This window comes from Sphingobacterium sp. UBA3519, assembly GCF_002377215.1.
GTDB classification, from domain to species: domain Bacteria; phylum Bacteroidota; class Bacteroidia; order Sphingobacteriales; family Sphingobacteriaceae; genus Sphingobacterium; species Sphingobacterium multivorum.
Map to the genome: position 1 here is coordinate 562033 of NZ_DFPI01000024.1, position 25727 is coordinate 587759.

19 protein-coding genes and 1 tRNA gene are annotated in these 25727 nt (G+C 41.4%); 4 read left to right on the forward strand and 16 right to left on the reverse strand.

Annotation, left to right across the window (positions count from 1 at the left end; all coding sequences use genetic code 11):
• Positions 1-56 precede the first annotated feature (56 nt).
• Complete coding sequence (locus B3297_RS14885; protein ID WP_286779075.1) at positions 57-1721, reverse strand: PspC domain-containing protein; 1665 nt, start codon at positions 1719-1721, stop codon at positions 57-59.
• Positions 1714-2085 (reverse strand): PadR family transcriptional regulator, encoded by a 372-nt coding sequence (locus tag B3297_RS14890; protein ID WP_046673104.1) that lies wholly within the window; start codon positions 2083-2085, stop codon positions 1714-1716. Before B3297_RS14890 ends, B3297_RS14885 begins: the two co-directional genes overlap by 8 nt.
• Positions 2086-2239: 154 nt before the next feature.
• Between B3297_RS14890 and B3297_RS14895 the strand changes: the two genes are divergently transcribed.
• A complete protein-coding gene (locus tag B3297_RS14895; RefSeq protein ID WP_083295776.1) occupies positions 2240-2626 on the forward strand; it encodes a VanZ family protein in 387 nt (128 codons plus the stop codon).
• Positions 2627-2757: 131 nt separating this feature from the next.
• Here B3297_RS14895 and B3297_RS14900 read toward each other — a convergent pair whose 3' ends face one another.
• The 6 genes from B3297_RS14900 to B3297_RS14925 form a co-directional block, all read right to left on the reverse strand.
• Positions 2758-3456 carry a ComF family protein gene (locus tag B3297_RS14900; protein WP_115046362.1) on the reverse strand — a complete coding sequence of 233 codons (699 nt, stop codon included), beginning with the start codon at positions 3454-3456 and terminating at the stop codon, positions 2758-2760.
• Between the two features lie 40 nt (positions 3457-3496).
• A complete protein-coding gene (gene rlmN / locus B3297_RS14905) occupies positions 3497-4597 on the reverse strand; it encodes a 23S rRNA (adenine(2503)-C(2))-methyltransferase RlmN (protein WP_376746599.1) in 1101 nt (366 codons plus the stop codon).
• Between the two features lie 74 nt (positions 4598-4671).
• On the reverse strand, positions 4672-5253 hold the full coding sequence (locus tag B3297_RS14910; RefSeq protein ID WP_046673102.1) for a tRNA-(ms[2]io[6]A)-hydroxylase: 582 nt from the start codon (positions 5251-5253) through the stop codon (positions 4672-4674).
• Positions 5254-5324: 71 nt separating this feature from the next.
• Positions 5325-6365: an Atu2307/SP_0267 family LLM class monooxygenase gene (locus tag B3297_RS14915; protein ID WP_115046360.1), complete on the reverse strand. Its 1041-nt coding sequence runs from the start codon at positions 6363-6365 to the stop codon at positions 5325-5327.
• Positions 6366-6536: 171 nt separating this feature from the next.
• Positions 6537-7205: an AcvB/VirJ family lysyl-phosphatidylglycerol hydrolase gene (locus B3297_RS14920; protein ID WP_286779076.1), complete on the reverse strand. Its 669-nt coding sequence runs from the start codon at positions 7203-7205 to the stop codon at positions 6537-6539.
• A gap of 21 nt (positions 7206-7226) precedes the next feature.
• A complete protein-coding gene (locus tag B3297_RS14925; RefSeq protein ID WP_286779077.1) occupies positions 7227-9821 on the reverse strand; it encodes a phosphatidylglycerol lysyltransferase domain-containing protein in 2595 nt (864 codons plus the stop codon).
• Between the two features lie 124 nt (positions 9822-9945).
• Between B3297_RS14925 and B3297_RS14930 the strand changes: the two genes are divergently transcribed.
• Positions 9946-11181, forward strand: a complete 1236-nt coding sequence (locus B3297_RS14930; RefSeq protein ID WP_286752808.1) for a glycosyltransferase — start codon at positions 9946-9948, stop codon at positions 11179-11181.
• Positions 11182-11185: 4 nt separating this feature from the next.
• On the opposite strand, the gene B3297_RS14935 is transcribed toward B3297_RS14930, so the two are convergent.
• Both B3297_RS14935 and dcd read right to left on the reverse strand, forming a co-directional pair.
• A complete protein-coding gene (locus tag B3297_RS14935; protein ID WP_286779078.1) occupies positions 11186-12295 on the reverse strand; it encodes an MBL fold metallo-hydrolase in 1110 nt (369 codons plus the stop codon).
• On the reverse strand, positions 12295-12831 hold the full coding sequence (gene dcd, locus B3297_RS14940) for a dCTP deaminase (protein WP_046673098.1): 537 nt from the start codon (positions 12829-12831) through the stop codon (positions 12295-12297). The genes B3297_RS14935 and dcd overlap by 1 nt, the downstream gene beginning before the upstream one ends.
• Positions 12832-12950: 119 nt before the next feature.
• Between dcd and B3297_RS14945 the strand changes: the two genes are divergently transcribed.
• Together B3297_RS14945 and B3297_RS14950 are read left to right on the forward strand one after the other, a co-directional pair.
• Entirely contained in the window at positions 12951-13592 is a 642-nt protein-coding gene (locus tag B3297_RS14945) for a 4'-phosphopantetheinyl transferase family protein (protein ID WP_112375444.1), read from the forward strand.
• Positions 13593-13702: 110 nt separating this feature from the next.
• Positions 13703-13774: transfer RNA gene (locus tag B3297_RS14950), tRNA-Glu, on the forward strand.
• Between the two features lie 359 nt (positions 13775-14133).
• Here B3297_RS14950 and B3297_RS14955 read toward each other — a convergent pair.
• The 6 genes from B3297_RS14955 to B3297_RS14980 form a co-directional block, all read right to left on the reverse strand.
• Positions 14134-15402, reverse strand: a complete 1269-nt coding sequence (locus B3297_RS14955) for a BT_3987 domain-containing protein (RefSeq protein WP_286779079.1) — start codon at positions 15400-15402, stop codon at positions 14134-14136.
• 101 nt (positions 15403-15503) lie between these two features.
• The gene (locus tag B3297_RS14960; RefSeq protein ID WP_286779080.1) at positions 15504-17342 is read right to left on the reverse strand and encodes a RagB/SusD family nutrient uptake outer membrane protein; all 1839 of its coding nucleotides are present in this window, start codon (positions 17340-17342) and stop codon (positions 15504-15506) included.
• A gap of 14 nt (positions 17343-17356) precedes the next feature.
• Entirely contained in the window at positions 17357-20674 is a 3318-nt protein-coding gene (locus tag B3297_RS14965) for a TonB-dependent receptor (protein WP_286779081.1), read from the reverse strand.
• A 180-nt stretch (positions 20675-20854) separates the two neighbouring features.
• The gene (locus B3297_RS14970) at positions 20855-22027 is read right to left on the reverse strand and encodes a FecR family protein (RefSeq protein ID WP_286779082.1); all 1173 of its coding nucleotides are present in this window, start codon (positions 22025-22027) and stop codon (positions 20855-20857) included.
• A 204-nt stretch (positions 22028-22231) separates the two neighbouring features.
• Positions 22232-22810, reverse strand: a complete 579-nt coding sequence (locus B3297_RS14975; RefSeq protein ID WP_112375096.1) for an RNA polymerase sigma factor — start codon at positions 22808-22810, stop codon at positions 22232-22234.
• Positions 22811-22941: 131 nt separating this feature from the next.
• Positions 22942-25725, reverse strand: a complete 2784-nt coding sequence (locus B3297_RS14980) for a sugar-binding domain-containing protein (protein ID WP_286779083.1) — start codon at positions 25723-25725, stop codon at positions 22942-22944.
• Positions 25726-25727: the final 2 nt, after the last annotated feature.

The following is a 25727-nucleotide window of genomic DNA, read 5'->3' on the forward strand; positions in this document are numbered from 1 at the left end:
TTGGTTATAGCGGTAATAATTTGTCTTCCGCCTTCAGGCGGAAGACTTGGTTTATGTTATTTCTTTTTTGTCTCTATGGTAACACCATCTTTTTTGAGATTAATAATGGTATCCCGACGGATGACAACAGACGTATCATGTGCAACTACCTCATTCCCCTCAGTGGCTGTTTCGTCACTGTCATCTGACTTTTTGGGCGGCAAGGCACATTTCAACCCAAGTGATGTAACTACAAATTCGACTTCTTTTATATCCCTTAGATCTTCACTATAACGGTCACGACATTCGTAAAATGAAATATCCCTTAATTTATCTTCCAAATTATCATTAATGATCAACTTGGTACCTACTGGGAGAAACAACGTAATATTGACTTCTTGATCCCGATAGAGCTCACCTTCATTCAATTGGAACGCATTGTCAAATGTTAATGATGTACTATCTTGTCTCAATGCATAGTTAATTTTACCAGCTCTATCCGTTGCGACTTTATAAGAATTTCCTTTAGCCGAATACTCATACCGTACATAAGGTTCCTGTAGGGAGTCGATACGTTCGACACGGATACGAATATTACGTCGCAGATAGGTCGAAAGGTTTTCATTCCTGATCCCCAAACCGCTTTTTACGCCATTTTTTAAGCGGATTACCCGAATATCATTTTCATTTAAGTAATAAACAGCTTGTTTTTGCAGTGGCTTCTCTTCAACAATCGTACTAGACTCTTTGAATTCCTTTGCTACCGATGTAGCGTAGTAGATGATACCGCCTATCGATGCCAACCAGACTAAAAACAAGGTGGTTGTCAAATAGTTGTTCATTGGTTTTTTCTCGAAGAGAACACGGAGAAGCAAATAGAACAACCCGGCAAAAGGGATAAAAATGGCCAAGAAACCCGCGATCAAAGCGAAAGGTACATCGCTCGGATTCATGAGGTAGAAAGGACCAGAATCGTCCATGACGTCAGGAATTACGTTCACAATAGCCAGTGCAAAGAAGATAAGTCCAATGATCAATCCGATGAGCGTTAACCCGACGATAATAACAAAGAATACGCCGATAACTTTCACAAAGACCTGCAATAATTTAGCAACACCATCTCCGGTGCGGTCCATTCCCCTCGAGAACGAGTCCCTTACCCCGCTCATTTCTTCATCAAAAGAACGTTTGAAGTTCTGAATATTCGGTGCTTCACCACGCATTTCCATCTTATCTGCACGGGTTACAGCGAGCGGCATTACGATCCATAGGATAACATAGACCAATACGCCCGATCCACCGATCACAACAAATAAAGCAAAGAGTAAGCGTACCCATTTCGCCTCAATACCAAAAAAGTGCCCCAATCCACTACATACTCCACTGAAAACTTTGTCATCGGGATCGCGCATCAGCTTCTTCCCTACTTTAAAATCATCTGCATTTGGCTGGCGCTGAAAAGACGCATAACCATCCTCAGACTCGAAATCGCTGACGCTCCCCATTTGCTCGATAACGGCATTAACATCGTCCATATTCAGAACTTCTTTGCTGCCAGCCTGAATCTTCTCGGTAAACATTTCAGAAATACGATTTTCGATGTCCTCCAAAATCTCCTTACTATCTTCCGATTGTCCAAAGTGCTTCTTTATATCAATCATGTAGGAGCGAAGCACCTCATAAGCATCCTCTTCAATATGGAAGACGATACTATTTATGTTGATAATTATTGTCTTATTCATCGTTATTATCTTTAACTGGTTTAGTTGAATCATTGTTTCTACCCACCAATGACGTGTTTACAGCAAACACGAGCTCATTCCAGGTAACATCTAGTCGCGAAAGGACTTCTAACCCTTCTTGGGTAATTTCATAATATTTTCTAGGCGGACCTGAAGTTGACTCCTTCCATATATAGCTTAACAGTCCATTGTTTTTTAGACGTGTTAGAAGCGGATATAAGGTTCCTTCCACAACCAATAATTGAGCTTTCTTCAGTTCGCTGATAATATCGGAGGCATAAATTTCTCCTCGAGAAATTATGGATAGGATACAATATTCAAGTATCCCCTTCCTCATTTGGATTTGTGTATTTTCAGCTATCATAACAATACAAAGATATATGTATTTTATGGTACCATGCAATACATAGTACCATATAAAACAAAACAATATAACTAAACAACTGATTTACAGTGAAATAATTTTTAAATAAATAATATTTTTATTTCTATCAGGAAATTTTTAGATATTTATCGCCATGATTAAAATCTTATTAGACTATAAGTGGTGTTTTATTTGGGCCATAATAGTTATTGTTTTATGCACCCTCCCGGGCAATAATTTTGATGCAGTTCCCGCCTATCCAGGTATGGATAAATTAGTCCATTGTGGGATGTTCTTTGTTTTCTGTACATTGCTATACAACGGTGTAATCCAGCAATTCCATGGGAAACCGACCCGTTGGCTTCCAATCTTTGTCGTTTCCATCCTTGGTTTTTTATTTGCAGGACTGACAGAGTTACTTCAGCTTTATATTTTTACGTATCGCAGCGGTGACTGGTGGGATTTATTTGCAGACAGCATCGGAATCGGCATGGCAGGATTTGCCTATCTCCTAAACTATGTCAACCGACGTCGCAAATAACGTGTTGAATTCGTTTTGACCTGGTCATTACTATTGAAGGCATGGCCTGCTCGTAATAGTGGTTACCGTAATTATTGAAATTCGCTTTATCCGGACGGAGAAGGGTATAAGTTATGGGATAGACTTTCGAACTAGGCTCTTGCCAGCGTAGCAACAGATACCCTGCAATCAACTGCATCTAAGAGTGTCAATGCTGCTGAAACAACCGTTGCTCCCGTGGTCAATACATCGTCAACCACAAGGATATGTACGTTAGCCGGCAACATAGTGCCTTTGTAATCGAAAATATCACTTACATTGTCGTACCGGTCGATCCGCCCCTTACCCGTTTGGCTCATTGTCGCTTTCTTCCTGACTAAAATATCTTCCCGCAAGGGGATTCCCATTGCTCTGGACAACCCTCTTCCGAAGTAAGTGGATTGGTTGTAGCCTCTTTTTCGGAATTTGCTACGGTGCAATGGCACAGGAACAATACAATTGATATCCTGATAGGCCTTTATTTTGATTAATTTTAAGCCGTATAGATAACCAAAATATTCTGCAAGAAAAGGTTGGTTATTGTATTTAATCTGATAAATGAGGCGCTCTACGCGACTATCCTTTTGCAATAATAAGAATGAACAGGCCTCTTCCACAGGAGCTTTCCCCCAGAGCTGTCTTGCGGTATCATTATCCGAATATTCGTGAAAGTTAGTATAAGGCAAATGGAAATCGCATGCTGTACAGACAAACTTTTCCTGATATTTTAGCACACAGCCGCAACAGCCACATTCCCTTGGAAAAAATATGGCTATAAAATCGCTAAAAACCTTATTTAATTCGGATTTCATCTGGTTAATTCCCTATTAAAGATAGGAACTATCCTTCAGATTATGCTTCGGATTCCTCTTTTTCCTTATCTTTAATTGCTAATTGTCCGCAGGCTGCATCGATATCTTTACCACGGCTACGTCTCACATTCGTGATGATACCTTGGCTTTTTAAATAATTTGCAAATACCTCGATTTTATCTGCTTCAGCGTTCAGGAAATCGGCCAGTGCGATAGGGTTGTATTCAATCAGGTTGACCTTACAAGGAACATGTTTACAGAACTTGGCCAGTTCTTTTGCATCCTCCAACTCATCATTGAAATTGTTAAAGACAATATATTCAAATGTAATTGGGCTCTTTGTTTTCGCATAAAAATATTTGAGTGCTTCTGCCAATGCTTTCAGTGAGTTCTGCTCATTGATAGGCATAATTTCATTCCGCTTTTTATCATTTGCCGCGTGCAAAGAAAGTGCTAGGTTAAAACGTACCTGATCATCACCCAATTTCTTAATCATTTTTGCGATACCCGCTGTGGACACCGTGATCCGCTTGGCGGCCATATTCAATCCATCTGGCGCTGTAATGCGCTCAACAGACTTCATCATATTGGCATAATTCAACAAGGGCTCGCCCATCCCCATATAAACGATATTTGTCAGTGGCTGCCCATAGTACTCTTCGGCTTGCTTGCTGATAAGAACGACTTGATCATAGATCTCATCGGCATTAAGGTTCCGTTTACGGTCCATATAACCTGTTGCACAGAACTTACAGGTTAAGCTACAGCCCACCTGTGAGCTGACACAAGCGGTCATTCGTTCCGGAGCAGGTATTAACACCCCTTCAATGATGTTGTTGTCATAGAGCCAAAAACTACTTTTAATTGTTTTATCTGAGCTGATCTGAGATTCTTTGACTGTAACTGCATTGATCGTAAAATTCGCTTTCAGCTTCTCACGAAGGGGCTTACTCAAATTACTCATCTGATCAAAATCTACGCAAGATTTCACCCAAATCCATTCATAAATCTGCTTCGCACGAAAGCCCTGCTCCCCCAACGCGGTAAGTTGATCTTTGATCTGATCCAAAGACAAACTCCTGATATCTATTATTTTACTTTTTTCAATCACGGTACAAAGATAAGAATAAATAAGTGACAAAAAATCCCGTTCTAAGAAATAGAACGGGACAACTGTTATGTATGTGTTTTAAAATAGGTAGGAGCGAGGTTCAATTAGCCATGAATGGCTTCTTTACTTCCGTACGACTGAATTAGCTTCCCTTCAAATTCCAACCACTCCTTCCAACGCTTTTCTACGTCGACGTCTACGGAATATTTGCGTGCAAAATTTAGAAATGTGGTGTAATGATTTGCCTCAGACACCATTAAATCATAGTAAAACTTCGCAAGATCTTTATCTTGAATATTTTGTGAAAGCACTCTAAAACGTTCGCAGCTACGGGCTTCAATCATCGCCGCGAATAATAAACGGTCAATAAAAGCCATATTTCTACTGCCATCTTTTTTAGAGAATTTCATCAATTGACCGACATAATCATCTTTCCGTTCACGACCCAAGGTATAGCCCCGTTCTTTGATGATATCAATAACCATCTTAAAATGTTCCATTTCTTCGATTGCGATTGCTGTCAGCTCATGCACCAAATCTTCGTGTTCTGAGTTGTTGGTAATTAAGGATATGGCATTTGAAGCAGCCTTTTGTTCACACCAGGCATGATCTGTCAAAATCTCTTCTAAATTTCCTTCTGCAATGTTTGCCCATCGCGGATCTGTCAACAACTTTAATCCAAGCATCTTACTCTCTAAAATGATTTACGACACAAAGGTAGCGAATATCTCAGCGTTAAAAAAATGATAATCGCTCTTTAGGCATCTTTATGAAGAGCCTTTCGAATTTCAGGTGCTATTTTCTCACCAAAAATCTCTATAGAACGCAGCATTTCTTTATGCCCAGGGGCGCCCACATCCATATGTGCAGAGAAGCGTGTCAATCCAAATTTCTCCTGTATTTGCAATATTTTATCCACGGCATAAGCAGCATCCCCAACAATGAGGTGCCCTCTCGAAGACCTTCCGAAGTCATATTGAGTCCGTTGATATGGCGGCCATCCACGACTTGCACCGATACGATCCATCTGTGCAGAATAAATCGGATAGTAATAATCTGCTACCTGAGCGCTGTTGTCGCCAAAGAACGCATGCATATGTACCCCAACCTGAAAGTTAGCCATATCGTGTCCATTATCCTCATAAGCCTGACGATACATGTCAAATAAATGATCGAAGCTTTCATACATCCCGCCGATGATGGCAAACATAACCGGTAAGCCCAACTTTCCGGCACGGATCACAGAAGATGTTGTGCCACCTACTGCAACCCAAATCGGTAGTGATCCATTTTTAGGTCTTGGGAAAACTTCCTGATTGATTAATGGTGCTCTAAAATTACCGCGCCAAGTAATTGGATTTTGCTTATTCAGGCGAAGCAAAAGCTCTAGTTTTTCCTCAAACAACTCGGAATAATCTTTTAGATCATAACCAAATAAAGGGAAGGATTCAATGAAGGATCCTCTTCCTGCCATGAGCTCAGCACGTCCATCGGATAAAAGATCGACGGCTGCGAAATCCTGAAATAATTTAACCGGATCGGCAGAACTTAATACCGAAACTGCACTGCCCAATTTAATATTTTTGGTAACAGTAGAAGCCGCAGCCAAGATAATTTCGGGTGCTGCAACCGCATAATCTGCACGGTGATGCTCCCCTATTCCAAAGAAATCCAATCCTACTTGATCCATAAGCTTGATCTCTTCGATAATTTCTTTCATTCTATCTTGTGCTGCCTGGATTTGACCTGTAACAGGATCTATCCTCGAGTCGCCAAACATTCCTATTCCTAATTCCATTTTTATCTATTTTATAAGTCATTCAAAAGTAACACCTTCTTTCCCTGAATTATTTGATCTAGGATAAGAAAATGATACCGCACCATACCCTGGATCACAAAAAAATAAAGAGCTGTCTATTTGGTCGCCTACTTGATCTGACCATCAACAAAGTTATACTAGGCTCCTCGGCTAAAAGAGTGCAACAGTATTCTTCGCGACCTGGTCTGCATTGCCACTAAAATGATGGCCTCCGGGGAGGTATTTTTTTGTAAAATTCTTAAGTGTTATCTTCTGTATCGGGAAATCAGCTTCATCATCACCAAGAATAACGCCCGTTTTGACTGCACCCATTCGATTGATTTCCGCGATCACGTCAAGACTCCGTTTTGTATTACTCCGACCCAAAATATCCGCTATATGGATCTCCAGATCTGTTGACACAGATGGCTCCAGCAGGACAACACTCTTAAGATTCTTCTTAATGACGGGATCCAGGCGATTAATAATAAAAGGAACCGCGTCTGCGCCAAATGAATACCCCACTACAAAAAGACGCATATTTTGCCGTGCTAAGAGTACGTTTTTCAGTGTATTCGAAACATCGGCAGCAATCTCACTCGGGCTTTTCTTTTTCCAGAAATAGGTTTTCGAATCGATCGCTGCCACAGTATATCCTACTCCAGCAATCAGCTCACAAAGCTTGTTAGAGAATGAATTAAATCCACCATCGCCACTCAGATAGAGAACCAAAGGTAATGCAGCTTTATTGTTCCAATATTTCATGTCAATCAAACGCTGTTGTGCAAACGCATGAAACGCCATGCCAGCAATTATTAATAAGGTAGCTATTTTTTTCATCTGTACAGCATCTACATGAAGCTATTCGTTCGGTTTCATTACTTTGACCAGTGCTACAGGAAGTTGTATGAGATCAAAATCATTATCAAATATAAGGTATTTATTTTCCCAAAATGTCGCATACTTCTCTTTAAAGTCGCGCAGGCTATGGTAATGTTTAAAGTTACCCAATCGTGTTGAGGCAAATTTCATAATCTTTTCTGCGGGACTATCTGTCGCCCCCAACCCCGTCATCGGTACCATACCCAAATTTAGATAGACGTACTTTTTGGCCTTAGCATACGCAATAAGCTCAACAATCAATGCATCCATGCTACCACCCGGCGCATCAAGAGACTTCCGAATCATATCGTAGGTGCACTCATCTTTCGCATAGTCGGGGATGATATTCAGAAAGGCTACGATAGTATTCTGCTCATTTTTCAGTACAATGATATCTTGCAAAATAAGCTCATTTTCATCAAACATCCCTTGCGAAAAAACCATTTCCTTTTTATCAAATTCTTTTAACCATTCGTTGGAAATTATCCTTAACTGATCTATAATTGCCTTTTCCTGCGGCGCTTTCAACACTTCTGTTGTAAAACCCTTTTTTTGAATTGCATTAAGTCCATTGCGTAATGACTTACGTTCTTTTCCTTCGAGCTTGAATGTTTCCAATTCTAATACAGCCTCTTGTCCAATGGTGATCTTCTGTTTACGTAGGGATGAAAAATGAACCAAACTATTTTCATCAACACGGTAATAAATGGCCTTTAAACCATTCGCATAACAGTATTGATCGAATTCCTGGACCAACTCTTCCTTATCCCCCTGTTCACAGACAGGCTCATCCAATACAATAGCAAATTCATTCGCCAAGCGATAAGCGGTAAATCCCTCCGAGACTTCTGAGAAAAACAAACTCTTATCTTTTCCCAATTTAAAGAAATCCATGGGAGACTGACCAAACTCAATCAATAATTGTTCTGCACGTTCCAATTCAGATTGGCTGGAGTCTTCATCTGCGAGGAGACGGGGACGAGCTAACGCGTAGATTAGTAGGAGCCAACAAAAAAGTCCAAGTACTTGCGTAATCCGCAGGAATTCTTGTCCAAATGCCGTTTGGGGCATCAATTCATCATCAGCAAACAAGAGGAAGCTTCGTGCTGTATGATAGATAGATTGTCGCCAGGTGAAGTCGACACCGAAATGCTGTTTATCAATGAAGTAGAAGCTCAATACGTCAAACAGGCATATGGCTAGGAGAGCAACAAAAAATGTGATAAACCCGATTCGCACCCAGCGAATATTACTCTTGATCCGATATTGCTTATAGCTCACGGCCAGTAAAATCAAGGTCAATAAAGCAACCGAAGCTTCTTCATAGTCCAATGCCTTAAACACGTGCCCAAAAAGCGACAAGGCGCTAAACACTACGGCGATCCAAAATGCAATTCGGAAACCTTTGATCAAGTAAGCCGAGGTCACCAACAGCCCTAAGCCTAACACTAACACCATAAATTTGGAAGCGTGAATTGCTTCTAAAGGCAAATAGAAACGATCAAGTTTCATCCGGTCGGCCAAAGGAGGCGTCAATACAGATACGAGATTTACCATGCCCAAGAAGAAGATAAGCAGCGCTGGGCCAATACGTGCCAGCAATTGTTTCCCACGCCATGCAAAAGCCAGAAGCCCCAGGACTAAAGGTAACCAAAATTCGAACGCCCGGTAGAGAATTGTAATGCCCAATCCTTCTGCCTGCGAGTAGCCGTACGCTTTAAAAATATACAGCATAGTCAACTCTACAGCCCCAAGCCCCCGTAGAAAAGGAGAAACAATCATCAATACCACCGAAACAGTATAGGCAATAGCCGCAGCCTCGAAAGAGTGGTCCAAACCAAGGGCATACATACTTACAAAAGCATGGGCAATACCGCAGCATTCAACGACCATCGATGCCAGCATGGTACCCAACAAATATTTTAGCTTGACCTCTCCTGAGAATATTTCATCGATATTAGAGGCTACAGCAGGAAATTTTAGTTCAACCCAGCGATAGACGCCTTTGTGTGTTCTAAAAGACCAAACGAGCCAAAATACGACGCCCAGAAGCAGCCCCAAAACCACCAATGAGATCCAGGCATCATCAAAATTTTTATTGTGCCAAATCGTATACAATATAACAGGTACACCGATCAGAAAGACCGTCAGTAGTCCGACATAGCCATACAGCGCCCCTGCTTGATGAATTTGCGTCGTATTCAAATTTCTTTTTCGCAACTGCGTTGTGGTATAGGCCAAAGAACTAATCCCACCCGCAGGCAGAAACACACTGAGTAAATTTCGCTTGAGGAAAAGATCAATAGCGATTCTCAGGTTAATAGAAAGGCCTATCGCTTTAAAACTCTGCACATACATCAATCCCTGAAGTACAATATAGACGAGAGTAATTCCAACGCCGACCAAAACCCAGGTTAGATTGGCCGCACGCAAATGTGGAATGATGGCAGCAAGCTCTTTTCGTTCATTTCTAAAAAATACAAAGGCCAACAAAATAACCAAAACAGCTATTAGTTCCTTCCAATAGGTCTTTGGTGAAAAATGTCGAATTCGTTGCGCAATAGTTTTGGCCATATAATCGTTTAATGATGAATAACCTTGAGTTATAGTATAAACACGAAATAAAGCTAATCGTTTGAAAATGACTAATTGTTAATTTTTCGTCAATTCTTTTCACATTAATCAGTAATTTTCCGGCATGAAAGAGAAAAAGGTTTTGTTCATCGGACTGGTGTGGCCAGAGCCAACATCTTCAGCAGCGGGCTTCCGTATGATGCAATTAATTGAGACGTTTATTAATCGCTCTTATCAGATTACATTTGCTTCTGCTGCTGCCAAATCGCCGTATAGTGCACCTTTACAGTCTCTCGGGATCCAGGAACAGGCCATCGTACTGAATAGCAACAGCTTTGATGAATTTATTGCGCAACTTAAGCCCGACATTGTTGTATTTGACCGCTTTATGGTAGAAGAGCAATATGGTTGGCGTGTTGCACAGCATTGTCCAAATGCACTCCGCGTACTTGACACGGAAGATTTGCATTTTTTGCGTCAGGCGAGACAGACATCCGTCAAAAATAACGGTGATTTTTCCTTTCAAGAGTTATTTACCGATACGGCCAAACGGGAAATTGCCGCGATATTGCGCAGTGACCTCTCGTTGATCATTTCCGAATCCGAAATGAAGATTCTGATCGAAGAATTTCGCATTTCACCCGATATCCTTTATTATCTCCCTTTTCTTGAAGATGAGATCACTGCTGCCGATGTGGAGCAATGGAACACCTTCGAAGAGCGCAAGAACTTATTATTTATCGGAAATTTTATCCATGAGCCGAACTGGCATACGGTACAATACCTAAAAACACAAATCTGGCCGCAATTACGGAAGATGCTCCCAAAAGTAGAATTACACATTTATGGCGCCTATGCAACCCAAAAAGTACTACAGTTAAACAACCCAAAAGAGAATTTCCTGATCAAGGGCCGAGCGGAATCTGCTCGTCTGACCATGGAAAGTTACCGTCTACTGGTGGCTCCAATTCAATTTGGTGCCGGTGTGAAAGGGAAGTTTATCGACGCCATGCAGACAGGTACACCATCTGTCACCACGAAAGTTGGTGCAGAAGCCATGAAGGGCAATTTGGACTGGAATGGCTTTATCGAAGACGATCCCGAAACGTTCTGCCGAAAGACTGTTGAGCTCTACGAAAATGAAGATCTTTGGAAAACGGCCCAAGAACATGGTATCCGTATTATCAACGAACGTTATGAAAAACGAAAGTATCAGTCCGATTTTATGACTAATCTATCTTTATTAAAAGTACAGATTGACAGGCATCGTCAACAAAACTTTATTAGTCAGATATTATTGCACCACACGATGCAGAGCACAAAATATATGTCTTTATGGATCGAGGAAAAAAATAAATAGATCCTTAGTTAACTTCCCGCCACCAAGGCGCGTATACGGTATCTAATTTATTCAAATGGATCATTTCCCCTATTTTTGGCGTAAGCAGTGTGATCTGTTCTTTGTTCGCCGTCTCGTAAAATTTCTCCATGGGTTCTTTCCAATCGTGCATCGCCAACGCGAATTTAGAAGAGTGAACGGGTAAAATAGCTTGGGCCTTCAGATCCTTCGTTTCAGCAGCCCATTCATCAGGTAAAGAATGGATATAATGCCAGGCATCGTTATACTGGCCATTTTCCAAGATCGCTAAATCAAATGGACCGAATTGGTCACCTATTGTTTTGAAGTGCTTACCATACCCACTATCTCCCCCCAAGAAAATGCTGTACTTAGAAGTTTTTAACACAAAAGATGTCCACAAGGTATTATTCCGTGTAAATCTACGTCCCGAAAAGTGCCTTGCGGGTGTGAAGGTTACTTGAAAATCGGGCGCCAGTTTTATCTGGTCATACCAATCACCCTCGATGATCTGATCGGCCTTGTATCCCCAAGATTCAAAATGCGCCCCTACTCCGAGACCACAAATCACCTGACCGACTTTATCCCGCAATTTCACAACAGTCTCATAGTCCAGATGATCGTAATGATCATGCGAGATAAACAAATAGTCAATTTTCGGAAAAACCATCGCCGCATAGTCGACCGACATCTTAAATGCTTTATTGCTACCTGGTATGGGAGAAGCATTTGAGCTGAATACTGGATCTACCACTATTAATTTTCCATCTAACTTCAATAGATAGGAGGAGTGACCAAACCAAATCAGTACGTCATCTGCGGGAAGATGTGCTAAATCGCATTCCATAGCTGGCAATACACTGATAGGTTTTAAGTGGGAATTCTTGTTGAAAAGGAAATCCCACAACAAAGAGACCATATTCACATCGCCTTTCAACGATGGCGTTACTTCGAGGTTATGAAAAATACCATTTTTAAAATTGCGGGACTGTTTCATACGTTCAAGCCGAGCTCCCTTGAAACTTCCACCAAACATTGGATGAACAAAATAATAAAGCACGCTACTGATGAGCGCAATCAATAGCGTCGCTAATACAATCCATCCAATCGTTTTCATTAGAAGTTATTCTTCCACATCATCGACTCCACCGGACGGATGGTCTTGCCATTGTATTTTGCATTACCTTTGGTGTTATAAAATGTCTCGATATCGCCTTCTACAGCAAAATAGATCAATTGTCCAATTGGCATTCCCGCGTAAACCCGAACAGGCTGAGCAACCGAAATTTCCAAGGTCCAGGTATTACAGAAACCGACATCGCCCTTTCCTGCAGTTGCATGAATATCTATCCCTAAGCGACCAGTACTCGATTTGCCCTCTAAAAAAGGAACATGTTTATGCGTTTCGGTATACTCTTGCGTAACACCTAAATAAAGGGTGTTGGGTTCCAAGACGAAACCTTCTTCCGGGATTTCAAAATGCTGAATTTCATTGTGCTTCTTGGCATCAAGTACACGGTCTGCATACGTTGCCAAATATTTCCCCAAATGCACATCGTAGGAATTTGTTCCTAAACATTTACGATCAAATGGTTGAATGACAATGCTGCCATTTTCAATCTCTTCGAGAATTCTTTTATCAGATAAAATCATGTGTATCAAAATAGCAAAAGCATCAGGCAATGCTATACAAATTCAAAAATACAGTTCTCCCACTAATTTTACTTCATTTTTCAAAACAAAAATCTGCGATTTGTTTTTTAAATTTGGGTATGAGTCTAGTGTATCTACGTGAAATTGATAGCCAAACCAAATTTGCAATTTGGCGAATTGAGGAATCGGACGACGATTTACTGTCGAAACTTCAATTGGATGAACGTGAAAAAGCGAAATTAGGGTCTTTCAACAAAGGGAAAAGACGGTTACATTGGCTTGCCACCCGTGTGCTGTTGCGCACCTTATTAAACACATCCCGTTATATAGAATGTCCATCTGATGCAAATGGCAAGCCTTATCTCGCCAATTTCCCCCAAAAAATATCACTTTCACACTCATTTGATTATGCCGCAGCTATGATCAGTACAAAAGGAGAGGTGGGTATCGACATGGAAATCATCAAAACAAAAGTAGAGCGTATCCAACATAAGTTTCTAAAACCTGCGGAGCTTGCATTCATCGCACAGGATGAGAACCGATATGAGCAGCTTTATGCTTGCTGGTGCGCTAAAGAAGCGATTTATAAACTTCAGGGAAATGCAGGGGTCTCCTTCTTGAATAACATGACCATACAACCATTCGACTACCAGGTGCAGGGCATATTAAAACTCGAACTCCACAGCGATCAACATACACATCTATATGACGTACATTACGAGAAGTTCAATGAATATATGCTCGCCTACGCTGTAGAATAGGTCCTTTAAAAAAATAATTTTTCTCAATTTCAATGAATTAGCACACAGACAGCACTTTTTTTTTGTGCTTTTTGAAAAAGCTTCTATATTTGCATCATCGAAAACGATATGGCCCGTTCGTCTAGGGGTTAGGACGCAAGATTTTCATTCTTGAAACAGGGGTTCGATTCCCCTACGGGCTACAAAAAGCGACTTCAAAAGAGTCGCTTTTTTTATTTAAAGCCTATACCGTTTATTGTTCCCTAGCATCCTGAAAAACGTAGTACATATCCAGTGTTATCCTCTTCAAAAGGATACAGCCTAATCTAGTGGCCTTTCTCTTCAAAATTTCCAAGTCGCATCCCCTGTGCGAAGTACGTCAGCTCAGCTTCGCTAAACAGCAAACCAGCATAAGGGAAGTAGAAACTTCCGGTTTACGCAATTAAGCACCGTCGCACTTCAAGCAAAAAAGTCACTCCGGAAAATGGAGTGACTTTCAGATCTACCAAATTGTATATTAGACTATACTTGATGTTGTATTATAGCTAATTTCGGATGTATTTTATAATCCTTTGACATATACTTCTGCTATAGCAGATGAAGGCGGACGATTACTTGCTGTTACCGTACATTTTAAATAACGGGCCTTTGTCGTCGGAACATTCACGGCCAACGTCGATTTGGGACTGTTTGTTCCGAAATCAATCTTCCCTATTGGAACATATGTTTTATTGTCATTACTAGTCGAGAACTCAACGACTTTTAAGTCATTATTCCATAACCTTCTTGTTAATTCAATCATCATCACATTATATTCCTTTCCAAAATCTATTATGACATAATGCGGTAATGGGGGTTCTCCTCCCATCCATACATTATGCCAGTAGGTATCGGGATTCCCGTCCAATATATTTTCCTTTTCACCACCGCCAATCCATTCGGAAGAAGCCGCAATTACTTTCCAGCCACTACGGGGGATATCTGGCGGTTGAAAGGACACTGGAACCAATATTGTCGAAGCATCGGGGTTAATACCATTTTTTGAAACAGACTTAATCCGTAAAGGCAACGCATACTCCCCAAATAAATTGGTTGTTCCATCAATAAGTCCTTTTTTCAGAATAGTGTATGAAAAACTCGTTTTATTCTCCTTTTCAGCAATTTTATAAGGTGCGGGTAAAAGCTGATAGGCCGCTTTTGGTAGTAATTTCAACTTCTTATCGTCTGATACCGTTCCGTTGTAATTGTCCAAAATCACGGGATCCACTTCAATTTCATAGTCAAGATTCCATTGATTGGGATAATTGGTGACCAATGTCGCTTTTCCTACGACCTGTTCAGCTCCTGTGGGGCTCAGTTTGATCTGATCAAGCTGCAGACCCGGTGAAGTGAATTCCAAAAATGGGTCTTTAACATTAGGAATCAACAATGTCGTTGCCATTTCAGGTTTCAGCGCATGTAACACCCCTCCCTCTGCTTCAATGTGGCACGGAAGCACATATAATTCCTTATATTTTCCTTGCAGCACTTTTATGCGCTCAGTATCAAAAGCAACTGCAATATCCTGCAGATAATCCTTTTTTTCAAAGGCTAGTGTTGTATTTGCAATTTTATAGCAGTCAGCAGGAAGCAGCTTATAATTTGTCCCTTGCTGCGCGTTATAGGCTGCTAGGTACGCTTCGTCAATCTTGAAGTTTATCTTTGCTCCCTGTTGTCCAATTCCAGCCTTAACAACAGTTACATTATAATCAAATTTTCCCCAGTCAAATACCGTTATTTTATTCTCTTTGAAATCTCTGAAATAAATGGTGTCGTCGACCATGTTGTTCATTCGATCATCCTTTTGACATCCATTCATCAGGAAAAAGTGTCAACAGGAGAACACAATAGGATATATAATTTCTCATCGTTTTCAGTATTATTTAATAAGTACTACCATCCATAGTTCTGTGTAATGTTGATCATCTCGCTCAGTTGCTTTTGCTGTATCGGGAAGAAATAATGTTTGGCCTGAAAACTTCGCTTTCCAGGAAAAACATCTTTGGTCCGTTCCCAAGAGGATTCATAAGAAGTTGCGGCAACATTACGGGTATAATAGGGCTCATTCATTTCTTCCTCTGCAATCATCCAGGTTCTCAGATCGGGGTAACGATGGCCTTCAAATGCCAATTCGACCATTCTTTCTTTTCGCAGCAATACCCGCAGGAGTTCTTTATTTCCCCGAACCTCTGGATAAGCAACTTCCAAGTCGTTCAAGCCGCTCCGTTTACGTACCAGGTTGATATATTTTAACGCCTCCACTTCATCACGAGCAGGTTTTTCATTGCAAGCCTCCGCGTAGTTTAGATAGATCTCAGCCAGACGATAATATGGCCATGCAAACTGCCCCCAGTTACCTGCTTCGATGTCATTTGTTGGATCACTCATTCTCCGCCACAAGTAACCTGACTTTACGCAGTCCCCTGTTTTCGTATACGAAGATGTTCCGCCGTCAAAGAATGTCACCTGTCTGGGTTGAGGTTTTGGATTGGTCCAATACATTCCATTTGCCAAAATGGATGCGTAGAAACGTGCATCCCTTCCGACACAACTGTTGTGCGCCTTAAAGGAGGCAAAATTGTCTAACGGATGTACATAGTTATCTGTAAATCCCGTTTCTTGGTATCCTGATTTTTCATCAATTATAGGCTGTCCATTACTACTGTAACCTGTAATCGGGTAGCGTCCTGAACTTGCCATCGGATAGCTGTCGACCAGTTTTAGCGAAGGTGCATAACCGCCCCAGCCCATCGTCACAACTCGCGGTGGAGCTGTACGGACGTTATAATTGAAGCCGTCATCAGACCATCTTCCCCAAATAATTTCCGAATTCCACTTATCAAAATAAATACCCATGTAGGATTTAATTGCACGTCGAAAAGAGTTCGTCTCTTTGTTATCTTGGTAAAGTGCATACACATTCAGGTCAATCAACGCTTTGGCAGATTTGGCCGCAAGCTCCCATTTATTGGGATCTGCGGTTTGTGGAAATAAGAATTCACCGCTTTTATTCCTTATCCCTATATAAAGTTTCGCTCCGTTAAATAGCGGCCTAGCCATATACAGCAGTAATTCAGATTTTGCGGCCATCACAGCCCCTTTTGTCAATCGACCATACCAGGCTTGATCAGTTATTTCCTGTGGCAATACGGCACTTGCTTTATCAAATTCAGAAACTATGAAATCCACATTTGTCTGCAAAGACATACGATCTACTGTTGTTGGATCAATTTTACTATCGGGAGCACGATCGCCCCATACAAATATAGGTCCATATCTTTTTAAAAGCAGATAATAAAAATAGGCTCTTAAAAAACGGGCTTCGGCTTTCATAATATCTTTAGTAGCAGCACTCAATTCCACATTTCTATCAATATTTTCAATGAAAATGGTTGCCTGATTAATCCCTTTATAATTCTGTTCCCAAGTTGTATAATCCTGGGTTGTCACGCCCCATGCCCCATTCGCAAAGTTAAGCCATGGAACCCAGGCTACCCATGAAAATAAGGCTTCATCACTCAGCGGAACATTTCCGCCTTCACCATTGAACATATCATGTTCTATAGGCAAATAGCCATACACCTGAGCCAGATACTGTTCCGTGGTTTTCCGTTTATTAAAAACCTCTTCTAAAGTCATTTGATTTTCTAGATCCACGTCGAGATATTTGCTACATGCCCCGAGGGAAAATACCAGTAATAGGCAGGAAATCGAGTATATATACTTTTTCATTATTATCTTTCAGATTAAAGTGTTACACTTAAACCAACATTAAATACACGCATTTGGGGATAGCTGCTTCCTGAAACTGTTTCCAGTTCAGGATCCCACAACTTGAACTTACTGAATGTGAACACATTTACGCCTTGTGCATAAATACGCACGATTGACATTTTCCATTTTTCCGTGAGCTGCTTTGGCAACGTATAGCCCAATTCTAGATTCTTCAAACGGATAAAGCTCATATCGCGTTGCCATAAAGTGGAAGCCTGAGAGTTATTGGCAATATTAAATGAGAGCCGTGGATAAGTTGCATTTGGATTAGGGTTGTCTGCACTCCAGCGGTGATCAGCGACATCCGAATAGATCTGTCCATAGCCCCAGATGTTGCCAGTCTGACCATATAGAGGTCCTCCCGCTATAATCCGGGATATTTGTCCAACGCCATGGAAAAAAGCCGATAGATCAAATCCTTTCCAAGATACACTGGCGCCAAATCCATAATTCCATTGCGGCATATCTGTATCACCTATCGCTACTTTGTCTTCTTCTGTAATTTCGCCGTCTCCATTGATGTCCCGATATTTTACATCACCGGGACGTATCACATCGCCATAGCGTTGAATCGGGCTATGCGCGATTTCCTCTTCTGACTCAAACAGCCCCAAAGCAATTAATCCGCGCTGTTGTCCCCAGCGTTGTCCTATTTCAGACTGATATGCCCATCTTGGAATCGGCTTGTCATCAAATAATTTTTTATTTCGATTGTAAGTTAGATTACCCCGGACCTGTATGCCGACTTCTCCCTGGCGATGATTAAATTCCAAGGATCCTTCGGCCCCTTTATTTTGCATCTGTCCAATATTAACATAGGGTTTTACATTAATTCCCACGATGGAAGGCACACTTTCCTGAAGAATGTAAATTCCATCACGTTTCTCCGCAAAATAATCGGCCTGTATGGTCAATTTGTTGAAAATGCTTAACTCAAGCCCGATATTACGCTTTAATGCACTTTCCCAGGCAACCAGTGGATTCCCTGGATAACCGGTTGCTATACCCTGAAGATAATTTTTGCCACCAATGCCGAAAGAATAGCCACCATCGAGCTTCATTTCTGAATTGTAAGCAAATCGACGTGAACCACCGATTTTATCGCTACCAATCCGACCAATTGATCCCCGAATTTTCAGAAAGTTAACGACAGGCAATAGCGACTTAAAGAACGCTTCATTACTAATAACATAGCCCATAGCCAGGGAAGGAAAGAAACCAAAACGTTTCTTTGGCGCAAAGTTCTCAGATCCATTGTAGCCAAAGTTACCTTCGATAAAATAGCGGTCCTGGTAGGAATAGGTCAAACGTGAAGCAATCCCCGTATTACGATAGGGGAATGCTGCGATATAATCCCGTTCTGGAAAGTTATTTGTCCGCTCGCGCATGGAGAATAAAAATAGTCCTCCGACGCGATGCTTGTTTCCAAACAACTGGTCATACATCAGGGAACTTTCAAAATTAGTCGCACGCTCTCCCGAATGATAGTCGGCTAAAGCAAGATAATCGCTGCCATTACCGTTATCTTTTAAAATAAGATTCCCTTCGCTGTCCCGCGGTTTTGTTTTGTCAACATAATAGGTGGTTGGTGCCTTTCTTTTGTCTAATGTCGAAGAGTTCTTTGCATCCCAGGAAAATTTAACATTCGCTTTTAAACCGGGAGTTATCAACTCCGAAAAATCTTGAGTGATACCAATCAACGACTGCGCATTATTCCAGAAATCCTTCGAGAATCCAGTAGTATTGAGCGAATAATAGGGATTTTGTCCTCCTTGTGGCTGTGCATAGGCGCCATTTGAAAACTGGGTAGGTGTTGCCACTGGTGTGGTGTGGAGCACAATATCATACATATCACCTAAATTTACACCTAATCGGTTTTTTGTTTCGTATTGATTGGAGAGGTTTAGGTTTACTTCAGTCGATCGAGACAGTCTAATATCAACATTCGATCTAAAATTAATCCGGTCGAAATTCACAGATGGATCATAATTCGATGTTTTTCGAGGCTGAAAGATCCCATTCTCTTTCATATAAGAACCCGAAACGTAATATTTAATAAAATCTCCTCCTCCAGTCACATTTACATTCAAACGTTCATTTGATGTTCTCTTTTTAAAGATCTCTTGCATCCAATCCACATTTGGATAGACATCTGGATCTACTTTATTCACATATTTATTTATCTCTTCTTGTGTCAATGGGGCTTTTCCAGAAGCTTCAAAATTGATATCGTTATAATAATCTAACCATTGAGCAGCATTTGCCAATTTCGGTAGGACAACAGGTTCCAACATACCGCGCTCAACACGTGCATTGATACTCGGTTTAACACTTTTCTTTCCCCTTTTTGTTGTAATGATCACAATACCATTTGCTCCCCTTACGCCATACACGGCTGTGGCAGTTGCATCTTTCAAGACAGAGAATGACTCGACATCCTCGGGGTCTACGAGGTCCATGGGACGTTCGATCCCATCCACCAATACCAGTGGACCGGTCCCCCCCGCAAAACTGCTCACCCCACGTATCCAAAATGACGTTGCAGAGCCGGGCTCTCCCGAACCTTGAACCGTAACAACGCCCGCCATCTGTCCCGCCAATGCGCTGCTGATCTTAGCAACGGGAGTTTTTAATTGTTGCGGGGAAACGCTACTAATTGCACCCACTACGCTAATTTTACGTTGCTTTCCATAAGCAACAACTACAGCTTCCTCCAGATCGCTTACCGCAGGCTCCAAAGTGATCTTCAGCTGATTTGACGCACTAATATTCCGCTCAAACGACTGAAATCCTACGAGCGAAAACTGCAGCACCTTATGCTGATCTTCAATTTCCAAGGCAAATTGCCCCTGCGCATCGGTCTTCGTTCCAATAGTTGTCCCCTTAACCGAAACCGTGACACTTTCCAATGGCGCTCCCTTCGTATCAGACACAACTCCTGTTATTCTACGCCGCTGCAAGAACACCGCGGTGCTGGAAGCAACTTGCGGAGAACCCACTTTGGCCATAATCAATACCGTGTTCAGATTCAATTCGTAAGTCAGGTTTCTTTCCGACAGAAACTCTTTTAGGACCTCTTTAAAGTTTTTGTGATTTGCTTTAATAGTCACTCTTTTCTGTTTATTAATCAAACTGTTATTGTACAAAAACTCGTACCCCGTTTGTTTTTGAATCTCATCCAGGACGTCCACCAAACGTCCATTTTTTATATCCAATGTCACTTGTTGACCAAAGCTAGATGCATGAACATGCACCATGGAGATGATGAGGATTAGTATGCATACTTTCATCCTGATAAATGCTTTTACAAAGAATTTTTGTGTAAAAAAGCAACTTTTGCTATTCCTTTTATACATTTGTATAGGTTTGGTGTTAAATGGTTTATAACTCAATTAGGTTTATTTAATTGCTAAACTACGATCGGGAGTGTTGCGAGCACTTCCGATTACTTTTAGCTCAAAGTCTCATTGTTACATAACAAGGACCCTCCCATCCTGAATTTTAAATTTATAATTGGATATTTTTTCCAGCTGCCGGATTAAATCCGAGAGCTTTTTGGTCCGCTTTATCATCCCCGTAAATTTATCGGTGGACGATGAATTCACCTTCACTTCTTTGATATCATACCATTCGCCCACTTTTTGCAAGACAGTCTCGATATTATCTTCTGTAAAGCGGAAGAGGCCATCCCGCCAAGCGAGAACCTCTTTTAGGTCGGCTTCCTGTACGGAAATTTGTTTCGTATGCAGATTGGTTTGTGCTTGCATTCCAGGGCTTAAAATCTGCTGATTATGCCCCGCACTTACAGCAACCTTACCTTTGATTAAAGTGGTCAGGATTTTAGTTTTGCTGAGATCAGAGGCAATATTGAATTGTGTTCCCAACACTTTGACCTGGGTTTGTTTCGTCTGAACAATAAATGGTTTTCTACTGTCATGAGTGACATCAAAATAAGCTTCACCATCCAAGAATACCGTTCGGGTATGTTCATCAAAATGTGTTGGATAGGTCAAGCTCGCGCCCGAGTTTAGTTGAACCTGTGTGCCATCAACCAACTTCACGGTCAATGCGCTACCTTTTGGACTCAGGAAAGTTCTCATCTCAGATTTGCCCTCGACATTATTTTTAACTTGATATACCACTGTACCATCTGTTGCTTTAATGATGCTCAGACCGTTTTTATCCAAGGTTTCAGGATGATCTTCTGAAATTGAATATTGGTCACCATTGGAAAGTTTAAGTATAGGCGCACCGTTTTCTGGCAAGGCGATTTCCCTTGGTGAGACGGCTTGTTGAGAAGTTCCTTCCTTCGCGCTTTGTTGGACCAGAAACAGAATTGAAAAACAAAAGACAACAATTGCGGCAGCAATCCCCCCCCATTTGATGTAGCGCAGCTTTGATTTTCTTCCATCTCCTATCTCTTTATGATGTCCGCCTATTCGACTTGAGATCTGATTTAAAACCTGATCCCTGTTAAATAGCTCCGAGCGTTCAGGAACTCTTTCGCCCATACGTTCAAAAAGATCGGAGAACTCAGCTTCTTCCAGCTGATCTAATTGATCGAGCATCTCTTTCAATTCCGAACGAGAGATTGTATTCCTAAAATAATGGGTTAGCAAATAGCGTAGTCTTTCTTCTTGCATGGTCAAATTGGTTCGTACTTTCTAAGTATTTATTTCAGTACACCGCAAAAACAGAAAAGGACTACAGGAAGAGATATTTTTTTTATTTTTTTTTAGATCCTTATGAAATTGTTATAGGTATAAAATTTCCAATGGAACTTCAGTCCAACTGTTTAGCATATCGATAAGCAGTTGGGAGGATTCCATCAATCCATGAAATCCTTTTCAAAAAAAATAGAAAAATAAGGATAATAGCCGATTTCGTCCAGAACGGACTTGTTTTAAATGTTTCGATGCTCTCGCAAGATGGTTTTTTACTGTGTTCTTAGAAAGATTGAGTTCCGCTGCGATTTGATTGTGGGGTATTCCTTCAATTCGGCTTAATGTAAAAACAAGTTTTTGTTGTTCAGGAAGTTGAGCAAGGTAATTTTCTATTTCATCGGCAAGTTCCTTTCGTTCTATTAAACCATCGGCCCTATCCGAATGATGTTCAATATGGTAATATAGAAGCTCAAAGGCCGAATGAGAACGTTTGATGCTTCTTAGTTTATTGAGACACTCTCTTTTAGTCAATACATAGAGGAACGGCCAGAGATCCACATCCTGTTTTATAGTTTCTCTATTGGTCCACAGTTTCACGAAAACTTCCTGCACAACATCCTCGCTCCAACCTGTATCTTTAAGCAAGTGAAAAGATACATCGAAAATGCGGTCTGCATATCGTTCGTAAAGTTTTGGTAAAACAGCCTGCTTCCCTATAGAGAGCGCTTGGATCAAATTGGCTTCATCATTTTCTTTTCTCATAACTAAAGCTCCCAATCTTCAGTTTATTGGTCATTGTGCTTTTCAGGTAACAATTAGATTACAAGGCCAAGTTAACAATTATTTCTACATATTAATCAAGCATATTAAATTTTTCCAAAGCGATCTTATCGTTAATAGATCGCTTTAGGTTCGGATTTTTCCTGTGCTTCTTTGTAGCGTAATACCTGCGATAGTATAGCTGGATTTTCGATCACTTTAGGCCTAAACTTTGTACTGTTCATATACGTTAAGATAGAGCCCAACAGCTGTCTTGCAACGGGTCTGTTGGCTAGATCTGCCTCCAGATCAAACGAAGCAATCATCAGTTTGCCCGCTCCGACTGTCCCTTCAAAAAGAGATGCTAATCTCCTATTATTAGCAAAGTTGTCAATGAGCTCTACAATTGCATTTCCGCCTTTGATCTCATCCGTAATTAGCGTAGTCGATTTAATTTGGAGATCCCACCATTGCCAGTCTGTGTGATTATCTGTTGGGAAATCGGCAAATACAGGGTGTTTAGGGTCACAAAGCAATCCCATGGTACCGGCCTGTTTTGGAAAATGTACGGGGCTCCAAAAAACAGGAACGAACTTCCCTTCAATACCGTTTATTTTCTTCCAATCGGGATTTAAAAGCACCTTTTTCCCATCTTTCAGCAAGCGCATCGCTTCCGCCAGATCGCGCGTATAACTCACGTCCCCAAAATCAACAGCGAGCTGTTGAGGGTATACCCAAATATTCCAATGATTTTCATAGGATGTACCTTCCAGTTTAAGTTGAATCGTCAATTTCTTCGCCTGTCCAATTGCTTGTAATGGCACTTCTAAATGCCCCACATGCCCTTGATGTCTCTTTCCAATGGTCGACTGGAAATGTCCTTGTTCGATTATTTTCCCCCCATCCTTCAGGAACCAGCTAATCCCCTGATTCTTCAAAACCTCTTGGCCGTAATTACTCACATCGATAGAAGCTTCGAACGTTTCATTGTTGGTATATACAGCTTTCGCAAACTGGAGCAAAGGCACTACTGGAGCGCTAAATTGTCGAAATTCTGCCGCAGGAAGTATATCTTTACTGTCCCAAAAAGCATCTAATAAGCCTACCAGCGCCGTTCCCTCACCAGGGAAATCGTGAAGATCAAGGAGCTGATACCCGCTGATACCAGGTGTCTTCAACGCTCTTTCCATCTCCTCCTTATATAGAATAGCAGCCAATTTTCCTGAAGACATCGTATATGCTTTGGCCTTATGTAATAATCCCTTTTGTTTCAGATCTTCTGCTACAGAAATGAAGTTTAGCGGTTTTAAAACACCTTTATATTTTTTGATTTCGGCGAGATTTGGATAGACAGCATATTGTCCAATTTCATGCGTCACGACCGGAATCGAAATTCCTTCCAAAGAATTGCTGTAATTTTTATTGAATGTGGGTGCTTCGCTATTAAATACACCTTGTCCCCGTACCCAGCCCTTAGCTGTCCACTGGGTAATCAGATAATCATCATAAGGTTCTTCCTTCACACCATGCCCTTGCTGGAATGTAAAAGAAGTTGCCGTATAAAGATGCCGTCTGTCTTTCTGCTTTAGGTGTTTTACCAAAGTATTCAGCGCATTGAAATCACCACTCAACTCATTACCCATACTCCAAAAACAAAAGGACGGATGATTTCCGTAAGTCTGCATTATTCGATCGGCCTCTTCATAGAGAAAACTCATCACTCCTTCATCTTTACCAATATTATTCTCCCAGATTGGCAACTCAATTTGAAGATAGAATCCCAATTCGTCGGCAACAGCAAAGGCCGCCTCCGGAGGACACCATGAATGAAACCGGAGATGATTTAGTCCCCATTCGCGCGCTGTCAGAAAGACTTTCCGCCAACCGGCCTTATCCATTGGCGGATGTCCCGTTAACGGGAAAATACTGCATTCCAATGTTCCTCTCAAAAATAAAGGCTCACCATTGACTTTTAGGATTGTCCCATCAGTAGAAAGCTCACGCATACCTATTGAGGTACACAACGTTGATACGGCATCTGCAGCTTCCAATTCCAGACCGATGTCATACAAATGCGGCGAAAATTCGCTCCAAAGTTTCAGTCTATCCCCAAGAAGGTAGCTTAGGTTGATCGTTGAATCCCCTGGCGAGAGCTGAATAGTTTTTTCAACCGGTGGTAGGGAACCCCTATTGTCTTTTACCGCTATTTTCAGTTTACCGACAATGCCTTTTGCTAGTTTATTACGGAGATTGATCTGCAGATTGATTTCCTTCTTCGCTAGTTTAGGGCTAGCGTACACCGACTTCAGACGCACCGCATCATAGGCCTGAATAGCAATCTTTCCAAGAATACCATTCCAGATAATTTGGGTGTGATCGGTATAAGCATGCGCCATATCATCAACGCTGATTGGAAGCTTCTTTCTGTTATCTACGCGGATTGTCAACCGATGTTTCTTCCCAGTTTTCAGAAGTGAGCTTAGGTCAAACTCATGCGGACTGACAAGGCTACGTTGCTTTTGTACCACTGCTACCCCGTCGATCCAAACCATGGACTCCCAAAGAACACGCTCGAGGGTTAAGATCATCTCCTTACCAGCCCAACTTGCCGGAATTGAAAGTTCCCGCGTATACCATGCTGCCCTAACATAACGATGTGCTCGCGTTAAATGCGAAAGCTGAGGTTTGGCAAGAGCAGGTGTCAACGTATTTAAGGTTCCTAAACCCGCATCATCTATTGTTCCTGGTAATTTGATCGATGTTTCGAACGATTTACCAGCCCAGCCCTGCTCGATACCGACATCTTCGGGATCAAGCCGAACTTTCCACTCACCTGCAAGGTCAAGCCGATTTAGTCCATCTGCCGAGACCATGTAACTTTGAAATAGAATGACGAATACTATGATATAGCGATACATAC

Coding starts and splice junctions, on each gene's coding strand:
- B3297_RS14975 (WP_112375096.1), bottom strand. CDS start 22,810: ATGAGAAAAGAAAATGATGAAGCCAATTTGATCCAAGCGCTCTCTATA.
- B3297_RS14900 (WP_115046362.1), bottom strand. CDS start 3,456: ATGAAATCCGAATTAAATAAGGTTTTTAGCGATTTTATAGCCATATTT.
- B3297_RS14890 (WP_046673104.1), bottom strand. CDS start 2,085: ATGATAGCTGAAAATACACAAATCCAAATGAGGAAGGGGATACTTGAA.
- B3297_RS14935 (WP_286779078.1), bottom strand. CDS start 12,295: ATGAAAACGATTGGATGGATTGTATTAGCGACGCTATTGATTGCGCTC.
- B3297_RS14960 (WP_286779080.1), bottom strand. CDS start 17,342: ATGAAAAAGTATATATACTCGATTTCCTGCCTATTACTGGTATTTTCC.
- B3297_RS14930 (WP_286752808.1), top strand. CDS start 9,946: ATGAAAGAGAAAAAGGTTTTGTTCATCGGACTGGTGTGGCCAGAGCCA.
- B3297_RS14910 (WP_046673102.1), bottom strand. CDS start 5,253: ATGCTTGGATTAAAGTTGTTGACAGATCCGCGATGGGCAAACATTGCA.
- B3297_RS14925 (WP_286779077.1), bottom strand. CDS start 9,821: ATGGCCAAAACTATTGCGCAACGAATTCGACATTTTTCACCAAAGACC.
- B3297_RS14920 (WP_286779076.1), bottom strand. CDS start 7,205: ATGAAAAAAATAGCTACCTTATTAATAATTGCTGGCATGGCGTTTCAT.
- B3297_RS14980 (WP_286779083.1), bottom strand. CDS start 25,725: ATGTATCGCTATATCATAGTATTCGTCATTCTATTTCAAAGTTACATG.
- B3297_RS14895 (WP_083295776.1), top strand. CDS start 2,240: ATGATTAAAATCTTATTAGACTATAAGTGGTGTTTTATTTGGGCCATA.
- B3297_RS14945 (WP_112375444.1), top strand. CDS start 12,951: ATGAGTCTAGTGTATCTACGTGAAATTGATAGCCAAACCAAATTTGCA.
- B3297_RS14915 (WP_115046360.1), bottom strand. CDS start 6,365: ATGGAATTAGGAATAGGAATGTTTGGCGACTCGAGGATAGATCCTGTT.
- B3297_RS14970 (WP_286779082.1), bottom strand. CDS start 22,027: ATGCAAGAAGAAAGACTACGCTATTTGCTAACCCATTATTTTAGGAAT.
- B3297_RS14885 (WP_286779075.1), bottom strand. CDS start 1,721: ATGAATAAGACAATAATTATCAACATAAATAGTATCGTCTTCCATATT.
- B3297_RS14965 (WP_286779081.1), bottom strand. CDS start 20,674: ATGAAAGTATGCATACTAATCCTCATCATCTCCATGGTGCATGTTCAT.
- dcd (WP_046673098.1), bottom strand. CDS start 12,831: ATGATTTTATCTGATAAAAGAATTCTCGAAGAGATTGAAAATGGCAGC.
- B3297_RS14955 (WP_286779079.1), bottom strand. CDS start 15,402: ATGAACAACATGGTCGACGACACCATTTATTTCAGAGATTTCAAAGAG.